Consider the following 16,467-nt stretch of genomic DNA (forward strand, 5'->3'; position numbering starts at 1 on the left):
TTCAGCTTTCCCAACCGGCTTGATAGAGCTTGCCGTGGGCCTTATCCAGTGCGGCGCGCACCGCGGGTGAGTGCTGGTAGATGTCGACGAACTTGATCAGGCGCGGGTCGGTTTTGCTCTTCGGCTGGATCACGAACTGAATCACGTACTCCTTGTGATCGAGGCCGTCGAACAGCAGCGCGGAGCCCGCGTCGAAGGTTTTCGACAAGCGAATATAGGCCGGGTAGCCCTGCACCAGATCGGCATCGTCATAGGCGCGCACCAGTTGCACGGCTTCGACCTGGAGGATCTTGATGTTCTTCGGGTTGGCGATGATGTCTTCTTCGGTGGCCTTGTAGCCGACGCCGGGCTTGAGGGTGATCAGGCCGGCCTTGGCCAGCAGTTGCAAGCCTCGACCGCTGTTGATCGGGTCGTTGGCGATGGCCACGCTGGCGCCTTGCGGCAGTTCGTCGAAGCTTTTGTATTTCTTCGAGTAGAGGCCGACGTTGTTGATGATCCCCGGCGCGAACGGCACCAGGTCGAAACCCGAGGCGGCCTTGGCGTTTTCCAGGAACGGGATGTGCTGGAAGTAGTTCACGTCGATGTCGCCGGCGGCGAGGCTGACGTTTGGTGCGATCCAGTCGCTGAACTCCACCAGTTCGACTTTCAGGCCTTGTCTGGAGGCCTCTTCGACAGCCGCTTCAAGGGGAATGGCGAAGGCAGCGGTGGTGCCGATTTTCAGCGGCGCGTCGGCGGCGAAAACTGCAGAGCTGAACAGGCCGAGGGCCAGGGCCAGTGCTTTGACTGGGTGAGAGAGGTAGTGCTTTTTCATGATGAGTTATCCAGTCAGTGCATAAGGTTTGTGTTGTTTGGTCGGGCCTCTTCGCGAGCAAGCCCGCTCCCACATTTGGAATGCATTCCCCTGTGGGAGCGGGCTTGCTCGCGAAGCTTTTAGCGGCGGTAAGTCGAGCCCGTATGTTGCTCAGGCAGATGCGCCTCCTGCTGAAACAGCTTTTCGCGCAAGGTCCCATCGTCATAAGCCGTCTTGTACGACCCCCGCCGCTGCAACTCGGGAATCACCAGCTCAATGAAATCCTCATAGCTTTCCGGTGTGACGATGCGGGTCAGGTTGAAGCCATCCAGCCCGGTTTCGGCGATCCAGGATTCCAGCTCATCCGCCACTTGCTGCGGTGAGCCGACCACGGTGATGTAGCGACCGCCGAGGGCGTGTTGTTCGAGCAATTTGCGCCGGGTCCAGTCGTTGTTTTGCAGGTGCTTGGTGGCGGACTGGATCGCGTTGCTCTTCACGTACTGGATCGGCTCGTCGATTTCATAGTGGGAAAAATCGATCCCGGTGGACGCCGAAAAGTGCGCCACGCCGGCCTCGGCACTGGCGTAGCTCAGGTATTCGGCGTGTTTGGTCCAGGCCAGCTCTTCGGTGGCGCCGACGATCACATTCAGGCCCATGAACACCTTGATGTCCTCGGGGTTGCGCCCGGCTTCGACGGCGCTGGCACGGACCTTGTCCACCTGAGCCTTGGTCGATGGCTTGTTCTGGCCGCTGATGAACACGCACTCGGCATGTCGCCCGGCGAACAGCAAGCCGCGATCCGAACTGCCGGCCTGGAACAGCACCGGTGTGCGTTGCGGCGAGGGTTCGCAGAGGTGATAGCCTTCGACCTGATAGAACTCGCCCTTGTGCTCGACCTTGTGCACTTTCTCAGGCTGCGCATAGATCCGCTGCTGTGGATCGTTCAGCACCGCGCCGCTTTCCCAGCTGCCTTCCAGGAGTTTGTAGAGCACCTCCAGGTACTCGTCGGCCTGGTCATAACGACGGTCATGCTCGACCTGTTCGCGCAGGCCCATGGCCTTGGCGGCGCTGTCGAGGTAGCCGGTGACGATGTTCCAGCCGACCCGGCCACGGCTGAGGTGATCCAGCGTCGACAGGCGTCGGGCGAACAGGTACGGCGCTTCGTAGGTGAGGTTGGCGGTCAGGCCGAAACCGAGGTTTTTCGTCACCGCGGCCATGGCCGACACCAGCAACAGCGGGTCGTTGACCGGCAGCTGGATCGACTCTTTCAACGGCACGTCCACCGAACTCTGGTAGACGTCGTAGACCCCGACGATGTCGGCGATGAACAGGCCGTCGAACAGCCCGCGCTCGAGCAATTGCGCCAGTTCGGTCCAGTATTCGATCGTGTTGTAACGGGTGGACGTGTCGCGCGGGTGCGTCCACAAACCGTGGTTGATGTGCCCGATGCAGTTCATGTTGAAGGCATTGAGCAGGATCTTCTTTTTAGCCATTCAGATGGTCCCCCGCAGTGGCGGGTTTTCATCGTTGAGGTAGTAGTTGCCCACGGCGTGGTACTTCCAGCGCACCGGGTCGTGCAGGGTGTGCACCCGGGCGTTGCGCCAGTGGCGGTCGAGACCGTGTTCGATCAAGGTCGCCTGGCTGCCGGCCAGTTCGAACAGCGTGCTGCCGGCGGCCAGGGAGATTTCGGTGCTCAGGGCGCGGGCTTCGGCGACGGCAATCGATGCGGCTGCGACGGTCTCGGCCTGGGTGTCGGCCTGGGCCTTGTCGAGGTATTCACCGGCACGCTCCAGCAGTGCCTCGGCGGCGTGCAGGCGAGTGCTCAGGTGGCCGAAGCTCTTGAGGATCAGTGGATCGTCCGTGGCTTTTTCGTGGGTGGCGTCGATCCATGGCCGGGTTTTGCTGCGCACGAAGTGCAGCGCATCCTCATACGCAGCGCGGGCGATGCCGGTGTCGATGGCCGCATGGAGAATCTGCGCCAGCGGGCCGACCGGAGTCGGGCGTTCGAAGGCGCTTTGAAAGGGGATGACATCTTCGGCCTCGACGTAGACATCTTCGAACACCACCGAACCGCTGCCAGTGGTGCGCTGGCCGAAGCCGCTCCAGTCGTCAATTACGGTGAGGCCCTTGCTGTTGCGCGGGACGAACGCCAGTTGCTGTACGCCGTTTTCATCCACCACTGAGGTGGGAATGCGCTGGGCGTAAATCGCGCCGGTGGCGTAGAACTTGCGGCCATTGATGCGATAGCCGCTGCCGTCGCGGGTCAGGCGGGTGATGCGATCGTGGGCGGTTTTGGTGCCGAGTTCGGCGAGGGCATTGCCGAAGCGCTGGCCGGCCAGCACTTCGGCATAAAGTCGTTTTTTCTGCTCGTGGCTGCCGTTCACGCGCAGCACTTCGAGGGCATAAAAATGGTTCTGCGGAATTTGCCCCAGCGAGCCGTCGGCCTGGGCGATCAGGGCGATGACCTTGGCCAGGGTGACGTTGGAAACACCGGCGCCGCCATATTCCTTTGGCACGCTGATGCCCCACAGGCCCGAGCGGGAAAACACCTCCAGTTCGGGGTGTGGCAAACGGCGTTCACGGTCGCGTGTGGCGCTGTCACGTTTGAAATCTTCGGCCAGATCGCTGGCGACAATCAGGGCTTGCTCATCGCTGGTGATGACCGCGACGTGTTGAGAAATGCTCATGTGCTTCTCCAGATGTCTGGTCGTTAAATCCAGGAATGACGATTAGGCCGCGTGCCGTTGAGGCGATAGGCGCCGATGGCGTGATACTTCCAGCGCACCGGATCGTGCAGGGTGTGCACCCGGGCATTGCGCCAGTGGCGGTCGAGGTTGAATTCGGCAAGGGTGGCGCGGCTGCCGGCCAGTTCGAACAGCTTTTCGCTGGCCAGCAACGAAATCTCGGTGGTCAGCACTTTGGCTTCGGCCACGGCAATCGAGGCGCGGGCGGCGGACTCGGCGGTGAACGGTGCGGCGCTGACTTCATCGAGCACCTGCCCGGCCTTGCGCAGCAGCGCTTCGGCGGCGTGCAGTTCGATTTTCAGCTTGCCGATATCGGCGATCACATACAGGTCATCGCTGGCCCGCTCGACCTTGGCGTCGATCCACGGCCGTGCGCGGGTTTTCACGAAGTCGATGGCGTCGTCAATGGCGCCCCGGGCGATACCGGCGTCGATGGCCGCCTGAATCAGTTGGGAGACGGCGCCCTGGATGTTCGGCGTGTCGTTGATCCGCCAGTTATCCACCACCAGTTCGGGATCGACCTGCACGTTGTTGAGCAAAATCGTGCCGCTGGCGGTGGTGCGCTGACCAAAGCCGGACCAGTCATCGACGATGCGCAATCCCGGCGTGCCGCGACGGATGAACGCCAGCACTTGTTTGCCGTCGCCGTTCAATGCCTTGACCGCGACCCAATGGGCGAACAGCGCACCGGTGGAATAGAACTTCTGGCCGTTGAGGACGCCATCGGCGGTGATGCGCGCTTTCAGTTCCAGGGTATTTTTGGTGCCGCGTTCCGGCCCGGCATTGCCGATGCGCCAGCCATCCAGGACGCTTTTGAACAGTTGCCTTTTCTGCGCTTGGGTGGCGCTGCCGAGGATCAGGTTAAGAATGCCGAACTGGTTTTGCGGGATCTGCCCAAGCGCCGGGTCGGCGGCGGAAATGATCGCGAAGACCTCGGCCAGGGTGACGAACGAAACCTGCGGGCCACCGTATTCGCGGGGGATGGAAATGCTGCCCAGGCCGCTGCGGGTGAACAGTTCGATTTCAGACCATGGGAGCTTGCGCAACTGGTCACGTTTGGCCGCTTGCAGGCGCGCAACGTGCGCCAGTTCCTGGGCCGCCTTGATGGCTTGGGCGTCGTTACGCAAGATTTGTGCGGGCAACAACAACGGGGCGATGTCCAGGTCACTCTGGACGATTGCATCTGCCAGACTGGACATCAGTGCCACTCCTTGGCTGCTCGCAATGCCCTGGCGATCTGCACTGGGGTGATTGTGTTCCGGACCATACCTACCTCACATCTCATGGAAGCGCCGCTTGTGGCCGCGCATGAAAACAAGAATGTCCGGTGGTCCGGTTCATATACCCTAAACGGGTATAAATATTTTATGAACTAACTTTTAGGAATATGGATAGAAGGGTGTTCTGTGGGGGGCGCAATCCCTGTGGCGAGGGGGCTTGCCCCCGTTCGGCCGCGCAGCGGCCGCAAAGCCTGCTTACGCGATGTCCTGATGGAGCGAAGTTGCATATTTTGGGACGCTTCGCGTCCAACGGGGGCAAGCCCCCTCGCCACAACAACACTATGGGCACAGTCACTGCCGCCGCTGTCTGCAGGGTTCAGCGGCCTTGAGGTGCTGTTTCTTCGGGACTTTCAGATAAGGATTGGCGCAACCGATCTTCAGCGTGCGGGCCGGTGCCCAGCGGGAGTTGTTGCCCACCCTGTCGAGAATGCAGTACGTCACTTCCAGCCGCAGATCTTCGCCGGCTTCGAGGATGATGGCCGGCGGTATCCAGACCTGGATCGGCTGGCCTACATCGGCGGACTTGAGCGGTGGCAGATCCAGGCGCACATCGCCCCAACGCAGGGTGATCTCGTCGTCGACGGCCATGTTCAGGTACGGCTCGATGGTCAAGGGAACACCGCGTTTGACCTGGCTCGGATTGACCCCCTGACGGCAAATCGCCTCGGGAATGCTCACCGGTGCCAGGCACTGGTTTTCATCGCCGCACAGCGCCGAGGGTTGGCCGCCTGGACAGTCGAGTTTGATCTGCACGTTTTGGCTGGCCGATACCGCCGGGCCCCGGCCAATCTGCATGACCCGGTAGTGAATGCGCGAGGTACCGTTGGCGACAAAACTCTCAGGCACTCGCAACTGCACCGGTCGGCCGACATCGCTGGCCGTCAGCACGCGGGAGGCCACGTAGCAGTTGTCCCAGAACAGTTCGATCAGGTCTCCTGCGTCCATGGCGGGGTAGGGCGCCACATCGATCAGCAGGTGCGCCGCGCAGGTGACGTTGATGCCGGCCTTGTTGGATTGCGCCAGGGTCGGGGCTGCAAGCCCGGATTTGTTCGAGGTGCTATTCATGAAGTCTCCTTGAAGTCTTGCAACGAAGTCCGTTTCTGGAATATCAAAACCAATAATCGAACAGAAAAACCATTCATTATTTTGATTGGAAATAATGATTTAAATGAGATTGGAATTGCTGGTTGGAGACTAGATAAGAGTCAGAGAGATCAGGTGTCAATAAGAATTGTTAGTTATGGGTGGTGTGTGATGCTATTCAGAAAGTTCCTACGGTTCCAAGTAAGTAAACCATGTCTGTGCGTCGAATTTTTCTGCTGAAAGCGCGGAAATATGGGCGAATTGGTGCAGGTCGTGGGCACGTCTTACGACATGGGATCTGGTTGAATTGGCATTGCTTAATTATCGTGATGCATATATTTGTACCGTGCACGCGTACAGGATATGCATGTTTAATAGATGGATTTGGTTTGGTATTAATGAAGGGTTTTTCGAGGGGTGTCACTTCCATCCATGGAAGTTTGCCGTTGTTGCGCAGGGTTATTAGTTGTGAGCGTTATTCAGGAATTTGCTCAGGAATTGCCGAGTTCGCTCTTCTTTCGGATTGGCAAACAACGCCTTCGCTTCGCCTTGTTCGACGATCACGCCCTTGTCGAAAAACACCACACGGTTGGCCACGTCCCGGGCAAAACCCATCTCGTGGGTGACGATCACCATGGTGCGTTTCTCTTCGGCCAGGCCACGGATGGTCGCCAATACCTCGCCCACCAGTTCCGGGTCGAGGGCCGAGGTCGGCTCATCGAACAGGATCACTTCGGGCTCCATTGCCAGCGCCCGGGCAATCGCCACGCGCTGTTGCTGGCCACCGGAGAGGCGACGCGGGTAAGCGTCCTCCTTGCCCGCCAGACCGACCTTGGCCAAGAGTTTTTTACCCAGGGCTACAGCATCGGCGTGCGGGGTCTTCTTGACCACGATCGGGCCTTCGATGACGTTTTCCAGGGCGGTGCGATGGGGGAACAGGTTGAAGTTCTGGAACACGAAGCCCACGTGCTGGCGCAAACGTCGCACCAGGCTCTGCTGCTGGTTCAGGGGACGGCTGGTATCGATCTCGATATCGCCGACCTTGATTCGGCCGCTGGTGGGTTCTTCCAGGAAATTCAGGCAGCGCAGGAAGGTGGTCTTGCCCGAACCGCTGGGGCCGATAATCGCGACCACCTCGCCTTCCTTGACCTCAAGATCGATGCCATTGAGCACGACTTGACCCTTGAACTGCTTTGTCAGTTTTTCCACGACAATCATTGGGTCAGGACTCCTGGTCGTGCCGATTGACCCGCGCTTCCAACTGGTTCTGCAGGTGCGACAGCACCGTGGCCAGGACCCAGTAGATCAGTGCGGCGGCAAGATACATGGTGAAGATTTCGAAGGTACGGGCGGTGATCAGTTGTGCCTGACGGAACAGCTCCGGCACCTGGATGGTAGCGGCCAGCGCCGTGTCCTTGACCAGCGAGATGAAGCTGTTGCCCAGCGGTGGCAATGCGGTGCGCATGGCCTGCGGCAGGATGGCCCGGCGCAGGGTCTGTGCGCGGGTCATGCCGATACTGGCGGCTGCTTCCCACTGGCCGCGCTCAATGGAGCTGATCGCGGCACGCAGGATTTCGCAGGCGTAGGCGGCCATGTTCAGCGAGAAGCCGATCAGGGCCGCCGGCAGCGGATCAAGTTCCAGACCCAATTGCGGCAAGCCGTAGTAGATCACGAACAGTTGCACCAGCAACGGCGTGCCGCGAAAGAACGACACGTAGATGCGGGCGATCCAGCTCACCAGTTTGAAGCGCGACAGGCGCATCAGCGCCAGGCCGAACCCCATCACCAGGCCGAAGAACATCCCGCCCAGGCTGAGGATGACCGTGTAGTACGCGCCCTTGAGCAGAAAGGGCACGGAGTCCAGTGCGAGTTGGAAAGCTTCTTCCATTATTGAGTGACGTCAGCGTTGAAGTATTTTTCCGAGAGCTTTTTCAGGGTGCCATCGGCGCGCAGCTTGTCGATTGCCTTGTTCACCGCGGCCAGCAGTTCAGGCTCGCCTTTGCGCAGGGCAATGCCGGCTTCCTGACGGGAGAACGCGTCACCGGCGGCGGTGGTGTCCTTGGCTTTCTTGGCGTATTCCAGCGCGGCCAGGCGGTCGATCAGAATGGCGTCGATACGGCCGACACGCAGGTCCTGGAACTTGGTCGGATCATCTTCATAGGTGCGGATGTCAGCGGTCGGCACATTGGTTTTCACCCACTCTTCGTAGTTGGTGCCCAAGCCTACACCGACTTTCTTGCCACCCAGGTCGGCAGCGGTCTTGATGTTCAGCTCGGCGGCCTTCTTGGTCAGCACCAGCGCCTGGATACCGGAAACGGTGTAAGGCTCGGAGAAGTCATACTTCTTCTTGCGCTCTTCGGAGATGGTCACCTGGTTGATCACTGCGTCCAGGCGCTTGGATTCCAGGGCCGCGAGGATGCCATCCCATTTGGTTGGTTGCAGTTTGACCTTGACGCCCAGTTCTTTGGCCAGGGCTTCGGAGAACTCGACTTCGAAGCCGGTCAGTTTGCCGTCGGCATCGACGAAACTGAACGGTGGGTAAGTGCCTTCCAGGCCAACGTTGATCACGCCGGCGTCCTTGATTTTTTGCAGTTGCTCACCGGCAACGGCTTGGCCAATCAGGCCGGCGCTCAGTGCCAGGCCCAGCGAGCCCACCAGCAGATTGCGACGTAGTGCGGAAAAATTCATGACAAGCCCCTGTGTTTTCTTATGGAAGACGCTTTAGGAAAGTTGGCAAATTCGGGAATTCAGCGACAGCGCTATCCTGCCTTAAAGCAGCGTATGCGTCTCTCGGGAAATTCGCCTGTAGCATGACTATATGATGGCGTTTTTAGATTGGAAAATAATAGTTATTCTTCTGGTTATTCCATTTTTGAATAACTTGCGTTTTTTACTGTAGGAGCGAGCTTGCTCGCGATGGTCGTCAACGATAACGCGGGCAACCTGACACCCCGCGGTGCCCTGTCGTCCATCGCGAGCAAGCTCGCTCCTACAGAAAATCCTTATAGGCAAACAACGCCGGCGCCCCACCAGTGTGCAGGAAGATAATCGGACCTTCGTCGAAACGCTGACGCCCGATCCCGTCCAGCAGGCCTGCCATGGCCTTGCCAGTGTAGACCGGGTCCAGCAGCAAGCCTTCCTGACTCGCCAGCAGCTTCACCGCCGCCAGTGTTCCGGCATTCGGCTCGCCATAACGCGGGGCGAAGTATTCGTCCCACAACTCGACCTTGAAAGCATCCGGCAAGCTCACACCCAGCAGTTCGGCAGTGCGTTCAGCCAGGCCTTGAACCTTTGGCCGCTGGTCTTCATCGCTGCGCGAGACCGTCACGCCGATCACTGGCAGATCCGGCAGTGCTTCACTCAAGGCCAGTGCCAGACCACTGTGGGTACCGGCACTGCCCGAGGCCAGGACCACGGCGGCGAACGTCAGGCCGGTGTCCTTGATCTGTTCGGCCAGTTCCAGCCCGGCACGTACGTAGCCGAGGGCGCCCAGCGCGTTGGAGCCTCCGATCGGTACCAGGTACGGCTTCTTGCCGTTGCTGCGCAGTCTGTCGGCCAGTGCCTGCAGTTGTTCGTCGGCGTTGTCGAGGTTTTCCACCAGTTCGACCTTGGCATCGAACAGGTCGAGCAGCAGGCGGTTGCCGTTGCCGGTGTAATTGTTGTCATCGGTGCCGAGTGGGTTTTCCAGAAGGGCTACGCAGCCCAGACCCAGTTTCGCCGCAATGGCGGCCGTCTGGCGCACGTGGTTCGATTGCAGCGCGCCGGCGGTGATCAAGGTGTCGGCACCCTGGGCCAGCGCATCGGCGGCCAGGTATTCGAGTTTGCGCAGCTTGTTGCCGCCCATTGCCAGCGGCGTCAGGTCATCGCGTTTGACGTACAGGTCGCGACCCAGCCAGGTCGACAGGCGTTCGAGTTTTTCCAGGGCGGTGGGTTGACCGAGCAGGTCGAGGCGGTTAAAGCGGGCGAGCTGTTGTTTGATCATGGGTCCGTACTGGCCGTGGAAGATCTCAGGACTATAGGCACGCGAAAAAGGCTGGGCAACCGTCAATTGCTTATAGCTAATCGTAATGAGCACAGCATTATTGGTTCTTAATTTGCCCCACTGCCCTTGCCGTAAAGTAATCGCCGTCAGTGCGGCCAGACAGTCCGGCCGCCCGTGAGGAGTTTTTACCGTGAGTGAGCGTTCCAGCCATTGGCAATTGCAGACCATCGTCAGCCAGCTGCGCACCGCGCGTGAGCAGTGGCGAGCGCAAAATGGCCGGGCCAGTACCGAGCAGGGCGGTCGCGAGCTGCCCTCCCGGGCGGCCATGGCAGAGATTCTCGAAGCCTTGTGCGGTGCGCTGTTCCCGATGCGCCTGGGGCCGGTTGACTTGCGCGAAGAGAGTGAAGATTTCTACGTCGGTCACACGCTGGATGTGGCGTTGAATGCGCTGTTGGCCCAGGCGCGACTCGAATTGCGCTATGCCGCGCGCCACAGTGCCCAGGCCGATACCGAAGTCGAAGCCAAGACCATCCAGATCATCCAGGACTTCGCCCTCGCCCTGCCGGGGTTGCGCAGCCTGTTGGACACCGACGTACTGGCGGCCTATCACGGCGACCCGGCGGCGCGCAGTGTCGATGAAGTGCTGCTGTGCTACCCGGGGATCCTGGCGGTGATTCACCATCGGCTGGCCCACCATTTGTACCGTGCCGGGCTGCCGTTGCTGGCGCGGATCAGCGCGGAAATCGCCCATTCGGCCACGGGCATCGACATTCACCCCGGCGCGCAGATCGGCCGCAGTTTCTTCATCGACCACGGCACCGGCGTGGTGATCGGCGAAACCGCGATCATCGGCGAGCGCGTGCGGATTTATCAGGCCGTGACCCTGGGCGCCAAGCGCTTCCCGGCGGACGAAGACGGTCAGTTGCAGAAAGGCCAGCCTCGGCATCCGATTGTCGAGGATGACGTGGTGATTTATGCCGGGGCGACGATTCTGGGGCGGATTACCATCGGCCAGGGTTCGACCATTGGCGGCAACGTCTGGTTGACCCGCAGCGTGCCGGCGGGCAGCAACCTGACCCAGGCAAATCTGCAGCATGAAGATGGGGCGCAGAAGTAGGCTCCAGAATCTTCTTTGACTGGTCTGGCCTCATCGTCGGAACGCCGCCCGGAGCAAGCTCGCTCCCACAGTGGATCTCTGCTGAACACAACGGTTGTGACCGGCATTGAATCCTGTGGGAGCGAGCTTGCTCGCGATTGGATTTCAAGCCGAATCGAGTCGCCAATCCCGCACCAGATCCTCCCTTGAGCTAGCGTACAACCAGTACCGCCGAGCCCTGCGATTAGTCCTTAGCCCCCTATCCATGTTTAACTTGAACGTTCATTCAAGTTAAACCGGCAGTTCGCTGCCCGCTCACAACAGGAGGCTTGCCTTTGCTGAGTCCGATTTCTACAGCCACGTTTTACCCCTTAGAGGTGCACCGTACATGAGTGCATCGTCCATCCCTCCAAGCGGCCTGGTCCGCATGAATCCGCCGGTGTTCTGGTTCTCGGCGAGTTTCATTCTGTTGTTTGGTGTCGTTGTCATCGCCATGCCCGAACAGGCCGGTGCCTGGTTGCTGGCGGCGCAAAACTGGGCGGCCAACACGGTCGGCTGGTATTACCTGCTGGCGATGACCCTGTATCTGGTCTTCGTGGTGGTCACCGCCTTGTCCGGCTACGGCAAGATCAAGCTCGGTGCCGACCACGACGAGCCCGAATTCAGCTATTTGTCATGGGCCGGCATGCTGTTCGCCGCGGGGATCAGCATCACCCTGTTTTTCTTCTGTGTGTCCGAACCGTTGACCCACATGCTGCAACCGCCGCAAGGCGAGGCCGGCACGGCGGACGCGGCGCGTCAGGCGATGCAGATTCTGTTTTTGCACTGGGGCCTGCATGGCTGGGGCGTGTTCGCCTTTGTCGGTATGGCGCTGGCCTATTTCGCCTATCGCCACAACCTGCCGCTGGCCCTGCGCTCGGCGCTGTATCCGCTGATCGGCAAGCGCATCAATGGCCCCATCGGCTACGCGGTGGATGGCTTCGGCATCATCGCCACGGTGTTTGGCCTTGGCGCCGACATGGGCTTTGGTGTGTTGCACCTTAACTCGGGCCTGGACTACCTGTTCGGCATCGCCCACACCCAATGGATTCAGGTCGGCCTGATCACCCTGATGATGGGCGCGGCGATCATCGTTGCGGTGTCGGGCGTCGACAAGGGCGTGCGGGTCATGTCCGACATCAACATGCTGCTGGCCTGTGCGCTGTTGCTGTTCGTGTTGTTCGCCGGCCCCACGCAGCACTTGCTCAATACCCTGATCCAGAACCTCGGCGATTACCTCGGTGCCTTGCCGATGAAGAGTTTCGACCTCTACGCCTACGACAAACCCAGCGACTGGCTGGGTGGCTGGACGGTGTTCTATTGGGCCTGGTGGATCGCATGGTCGCCGTTCGTGGGCTTGTTCATCGCGCGGATTTCCCGTGGTCGCACCATCCGCGAATTCGTCTTCGGCGTGCTGCTGATTCCGCTCGGCTTCACCCTGGCGTGGATGTCGATCTTCGGCAACAGCGCCATCGATCAAGTGCTCAACCACGGTATGAGCGCGCTCGGCCTGTCGGCTATCGACAATCCGTCGATGACGCTCTACCTGCTGCTGGAAACCTACCCGTGGAGCAAAACCGTCATCGCGGTGACGGTGTTCATCAGCTTTGTGTTCTTCGTCACCTCCGCCGACTCCGGCACCGTGGTGCTGTCGACACTGTCCGCCAAGGGTGGCAATCCCGATGAAGACGGGCCGAAATGGCTGCGGGTGTTCTGGGGCGCAATGACCGCACTGGTGACCAGCGCGCTGCTGTTTTCCGGCAGCATCGATGCGTTGAAGTCGGCGGTGGTCCTGACTTCGTTGCCGTTCTCGCTGATCTTGCTGTTGATGATGTGGGGTCTGCACAAGGCGTTTTATCTGGAGTCGCAGAAGCAGATTGCGCAGATGCATTCGCTCGCACCGATCTCGGGTGCTCGGCGTGGCAAGGGCGGCTGGCGGCAACGCCTGAGTCAGGCTGTGCATTTTCCGTCGCGGGACGAGGTTTATCGCTTCCTCGATACGACGGTGCGCCCGGCCATTGAGGAAGTGTCGGCGGTGTTTCGCGAAAAGGGGCTGCACGTGGTCATGCACCCGGACCTGGCCCATGACAGCGTCAGCCTGGAAATCGGCCACGGCGATCAGCATCCGTTCGTTTATCAGGTGCAGATGCGCGGCTATTTCACGCCTTCGTTTGCCCGTGGCGGCATGGGCTCCAAGCAACTCAACAATCGCCGTTACTACCGGGCCGAAGTGCATTTGAGCGAGGGCAGCCAGGACTACGACCTGGTGGGCTACACCAAGGAGCAGATCATCAACGACATCCTCGACCAGTACGAGCGGCACATGCAGTTCCTGCATCTGGTGCGTTGATTACGGGCAGGGCGCCGGGGCTTTTAGCTCTCGGCGCTCAGCACCATGAACAACACCAGCGCCGCCACGGGGATGCTGAACACCATCGTGCCGATCCCCAGTTCCGTACTCAACGACTGGCCGGCGGTCACCACGCCGATGGCGCCGTTGATCACCGTCAGCGCCAGCCACAGGATCACGAAACTGTAGGTGAGTGTCTGGCGGCTGAAGCCGAGTTTCTCGCCGATGAACAGCATCATCGCGAGCAGGGCCAGGCCGAAGGTGATGATGATGGTGGTGTGCATGGCTTCTTCCATCCTTGCGATCGTTATCGCGTCTTCGTTGCTTTGGCGACTGTGTTCCTGTCGACCCGGATCACGCAAGTCTGTCGGCCTCTTCGCGGGCAAGCCCGCTCCCACAGGTTCAGCGGTATTCACAGGATTTGTGTACGACACGGGCACTGTGGGAGCGGGCTTGCCCGCGAAGGGGCCATTTCAATCAATACAGAAACTGGCTGATCAGCGAAAAAAAGGCACATCCCCCAACACCGTCGCCCGCTGCATCACCCGCCGCGCCGGCCGGTAATCATCCACGGCGTAATGCTGGGTCACGCGGTTGTCCCAGAACGCAATGTCGTCCTGCTGCCAGCGCCAGCGAATGGTGAATTCCGGCCGCGTCGCGTGGGCAAACAGAAACTTCAGAATCGCCTCGCTTTCGGTTTCCGACAATTCGTTGATCTTCGAGGTGAAGCCTTCGTTGACGAACAGCGAGCGGCGCCCGCTGACCGGATGCGTGCGGATCACCGGGTGTGACAGCGGCGGATTCTTGCGCCGTGCTTCCTCCCACTGGGCCAACGCTTCGGGCGTGTTGCCATAGCGCTCCAGCGGGAACGAACGGGTGAAATCGTGGGTGGCGGTCAGGCCTTCGAGCAAGGTTTTCACCGGTGCCGACAGCGCCTCATACGCGGCAATTCCGCTGGCCCACAGGGTGTCGCCACCAAACTCCGGCAGCAGCTTGGCGCTGAGCACCGCGCCCATGGCCGGGGTCGGCAGGAAGGTCACGTCGGTGTGCCAGATCGCGTTATCGCGCACGTCGGTGACGGCGGTGTCGAGGATCAGCACTTCCGGTTGTTCCGGCACATTGGGGTAGATCGGGTGAATGTGCAGGTCGCCGAAATTCGCGGCGAATCGCGCCTGTTGTTGTGGCGTGATCGGCTGGTCGCGAAAGAACAGGACTTGATGTTTGAGCAGGGCCTGCTCAATGGCGTCGCGTTGTTCCGCGCTCAGCGGCTGGCTGATGTCGACGCCGCTGATCTGTGCACCGAGGGCCGAGCTTAAAGGGGTGATGGTCAACTCGCACATGGTTGTTCTCTTGAGTTCGGGTGCGCTTTTTGTGGGAGCGGGCTTGCTCGCGAAAGCGGTGTGTGAGTCTTAATAATGCTGCCTGACACTCTGCATTCGCGAGCAAGCCCGCTCCCACATTTATGATTTCAGTGGGCCTGGCCGTGCCACGGCACCAGTTTGCGTTGCAGGGCGCGCAGGCCCAGCTCCATCGCGAAGGCGATCAGCGCAATCACCAAGATCCCCAGCACCACCACATCGGTGACCAGGAACTGCGCGGCGGACTGCACCATAAAGCCAAGACCGCTGGTGGCGGCGATCAATTCGGCGGCGACCAGGGTCGACCAACCGACACCAAGGCCAATGCGCACCCCGGTCAGAATGTCCGGCAAGGCACTCGGCAAGATCACGTGGCGAATCAACTGCACGCGCGTTGCCCCCAACGACTGCGCGGCACGCAATTTGGCCGGGTCGACCGTGCGCACGCCGGTGGCGGTGGCGATGGCAATCGGGGCGAAGATCGCCAGGTAGATCAGCAGCACTTTCGACAGTTCGCCGATGCCGCACCAGATCACGATCAGCGGCAGGTAGGCCAACGGTGGAATGGGCCGATAGAACTCGATCAGCGGGTCGAGCACGCCACGGGCGATGCGGTTGGCGCCGATGGCGATGCCCACCGGCACGGCGGTGAGAATCGCAACGCCGAGGCCCAGGCCGATGCGGCTCAGACTCGCGCCGAGGTGCTGCCACAGGGTTGAGTCCATGTAACCCGAGGTCGCCAGCAGCCAGCCTTTTTGCAGCACGGCGGAAGGAGGCGGCAGGAACAGCGGCTCGATCAAACCGGTCGCCGTAACAACCCACCAAATGGCAACGAGCGCGGCCAGTGTCAGCACGCTGATCCAGCGAGTGCTCAAGCTGCGTCGTGCCGCAGGCACAGGAGTGCCTGGCTTTATCGCGGCGACGGGAATTTCGTAACTGCTCATGCGCGCTCCTGCCGCTGGACGGCGCTGCGTTGGGAGAACACTTTGGCGAGTACGTGTTCGCGGGTTTCGATAAAACGCGGATCGGATTTGATCGAGCGAGCCGACTCACCGGCGGCATAACGCTGACCGAAGTCGAGGCTCAGGCGCTCGACGATTTGCCCCGGGTTCGGTGCCAACAGAATCAGGTCGGTGGCGAGGAATACGGCTTCTTCGATGTCGTGGGTAATCAGGAATACCGGCTTGGCGGTGCGTTGCCAGACTTGCAGCAGCAGCTCCTGCATCTGCTCGCGGGTGAAGGCATCCAGGGCACCGAAAGGTTCGTCCATCAGCAACACGCGCGGGTCGGCAGCGAGCGCGCGGGCCAGGCCGACACGCTGCTTCTGGCCGCCCGAGAGCTGCCAGATGCGGCGCTGTTCAAAACCGCAAAGATCGACCAGTGCGAGCATTTCCCGGGCGCGAGCTTCGCGTTTGTCCCGGGCAATACCGGCCAGCTCCAGGCCGAAGCCGACGTTGGCCAGCACGTCTTGCCAGGGCAGCAGCGCGTCGTCCTGGAACACCACGCCGCGCTCGGCGCTCGGGCCTTTGACCGGCACGCCGTCGAGGGTGATGCGCCCGGCGCTGGGTTCGACGAAACCGGCAATCAGGTTCAACAGCGAAGTCTTGCCACTGCCGGACGGGCCGAGGGCGACCAGCAATTGCCGGGGCCCCAGGCTCAGGGAGATATCCGCCAACACCGGTTCCGGGTTGCCGGGGTACTGTGCGCTGATGCGCTCCAGCTGTAGCAATGCCATCGCAGTCAAC

At 60.7% G+C, this 16,467-nt stretch carries 15 protein-coding genes; 2 read left to right on the plus strand and 13 right to left on the minus strand.

Annotated elements, in window-relative coordinates; genetic code table 11:
* Window position 1: 1 nt before the first annotated feature.
* The 9 genes from BSF40_RS06485 to BSF40_RS06525 form a co-directional block, all read right to left on the minus strand.
* A complete protein-coding gene (locus tag BSF40_RS06485) occupies window positions 2-811 on the minus strand; it encodes a MetQ/NlpA family ABC transporter substrate-binding protein (RefSeq protein WP_095964497.1) in 810 nt (269 codons plus the stop codon).
* A gap of 119 nt (window positions 812-930) precedes the next feature.
* The gene (locus BSF40_RS06490) at window positions 931-2,283 is read right to left on the minus strand and encodes an LLM class flavin-dependent oxidoreductase (RefSeq protein WP_095964498.1); all 1,353 of its coding nucleotides are present in this window, start codon (window positions 2,281-2,283) and stop codon (window positions 931-933) included.
* Window positions 2,284-3,477 carry an SfnB family sulfur acquisition oxidoreductase gene (locus tag BSF40_RS06495; protein ID WP_095964499.1) on the minus strand — a complete coding sequence of 398 codons (1,194 nt, stop codon included), beginning with the start codon at window positions 3,475-3,477 and terminating at the stop codon, window positions 2,284-2,286.
* A 23-nt stretch (window positions 3,478-3,500) separates the two neighbouring features.
* Window positions 3,501-4,733: an SfnB family sulfur acquisition oxidoreductase gene (locus tag BSF40_RS06500; protein WP_095964500.1), complete on the minus strand. Its 1,233-nt coding sequence runs from the start codon at window positions 4,731-4,733 to the stop codon at window positions 3,501-3,503.
* A gap of 372 nt (window positions 4,734-5,105) precedes the next feature.
* Window positions 5,106-5,879, minus strand: a complete 774-nt coding sequence (locus BSF40_RS06505) for a hypothetical protein (RefSeq protein ID WP_095964501.1) — start codon at window positions 5,877-5,879, stop codon at window positions 5,106-5,108.
* Window positions 5,880-6,359: 480 nt separating this feature from the next.
* Window positions 6,360-7,115, minus strand: a complete 756-nt coding sequence (gene tcyN, locus BSF40_RS06510; protein WP_007972898.1) for an L-cystine ABC transporter ATP-binding protein TcyN — start codon at window positions 7,113-7,115, stop codon at window positions 6,360-6,362.
* Between the two features lie 4 nt (window positions 7,116-7,119).
* Entirely contained in the window at window positions 7,120-7,785 is a 666-nt protein-coding gene (gene tcyL / locus BSF40_RS06515) for a cystine ABC transporter permease (RefSeq protein ID WP_007972897.1), read from the minus strand.
* Window positions 7,785-8,585, minus strand: a complete 801-nt coding sequence (gene tcyJ, locus BSF40_RS06520) for a cystine ABC transporter substrate-binding protein (RefSeq protein WP_095964502.1) — start codon at window positions 8,583-8,585, stop codon at window positions 7,785-7,787. The genes tcyL and tcyJ overlap by 1 nt, the downstream gene beginning before the upstream one ends.
* Window positions 8,586-8,886: 301 nt before the next feature.
* Window positions 8,887-9,879, minus strand: a complete 993-nt coding sequence (locus BSF40_RS06525; RefSeq protein ID WP_095964503.1) for a D-cysteine desulfhydrase — start codon at window positions 9,877-9,879, stop codon at window positions 8,887-8,889.
* Between the two features lie 190 nt (window positions 9,880-10,069).
* Between BSF40_RS06525 and epsC the strand changes: the two genes are divergently transcribed.
* A complete protein-coding gene (gene epsC, locus BSF40_RS06530) occupies window positions 10,070-10,996 on the plus strand; it encodes a serine O-acetyltransferase EpsC (RefSeq protein ID WP_007972891.1) in 927 nt (308 codons plus the stop codon).
* Between the two features lie 406 nt (window positions 10,997-11,402).
* Window positions 11,403-13,364: a choline transporter BetT gene (betT, locus tag BSF40_RS06535; protein WP_172435678.1), complete on the plus strand. Its 1,962-nt coding sequence runs from the start codon at window positions 11,403-11,405 to the stop codon at window positions 13,362-13,364.
* Window positions 13,365-13,387: 23 nt separating this feature from the next.
* On the opposite strand, the gene BSF40_RS06540 is transcribed toward betT, so the two are convergent.
* The 4 genes from BSF40_RS06540 to tauB all read right to left on the minus strand — a co-directional run bounded on the left by BSF40_RS06540 (window position 13,388) and on the right by tauB (window position 16,457).
* A complete protein-coding gene (locus tag BSF40_RS06540) occupies window positions 13,388-13,648 on the minus strand; it encodes a hypothetical protein (protein ID WP_041474972.1) in 261 nt (86 codons plus the stop codon).
* A gap of 213 nt (window positions 13,649-13,861) precedes the next feature.
* Window positions 13,862-14,704 carry a taurine dioxygenase gene (gene tauD, locus BSF40_RS06545; RefSeq protein WP_095964505.1) on the minus strand — a complete coding sequence of 281 codons (843 nt, stop codon included), beginning with the start codon at window positions 14,702-14,704 and terminating at the stop codon, window positions 13,862-13,864.
* Window positions 14,705-14,832: 128 nt separating this feature from the next.
* A complete protein-coding gene (gene tauC, locus BSF40_RS06550; RefSeq protein ID WP_095964506.1) occupies window positions 14,833-15,666 on the minus strand; it encodes a taurine ABC transporter permease TauC in 834 nt (277 codons plus the stop codon).
* Window positions 15,663-16,457 carry a taurine ABC transporter ATP-binding subunit gene (tauB, locus tag BSF40_RS06555; protein ID WP_095964507.1) on the minus strand — a complete coding sequence of 265 codons (795 nt, stop codon included), beginning with the start codon at window positions 16,455-16,457 and terminating at the stop codon, window positions 15,663-15,665. Before tauB ends, tauC begins: the two co-directional genes overlap by 4 nt.
* Window positions 16,458-16,467 lie beyond the last annotated feature (10 nt).

Source organism: Pseudomonas sp. ACN5, assembly GCF_002303975.1.
Taxonomy (GTDB): domain Bacteria; phylum Pseudomonadota; class Gammaproteobacteria; order Pseudomonadales; family Pseudomonadaceae; genus Aquipseudomonas; species Aquipseudomonas laurylsulfatiphila.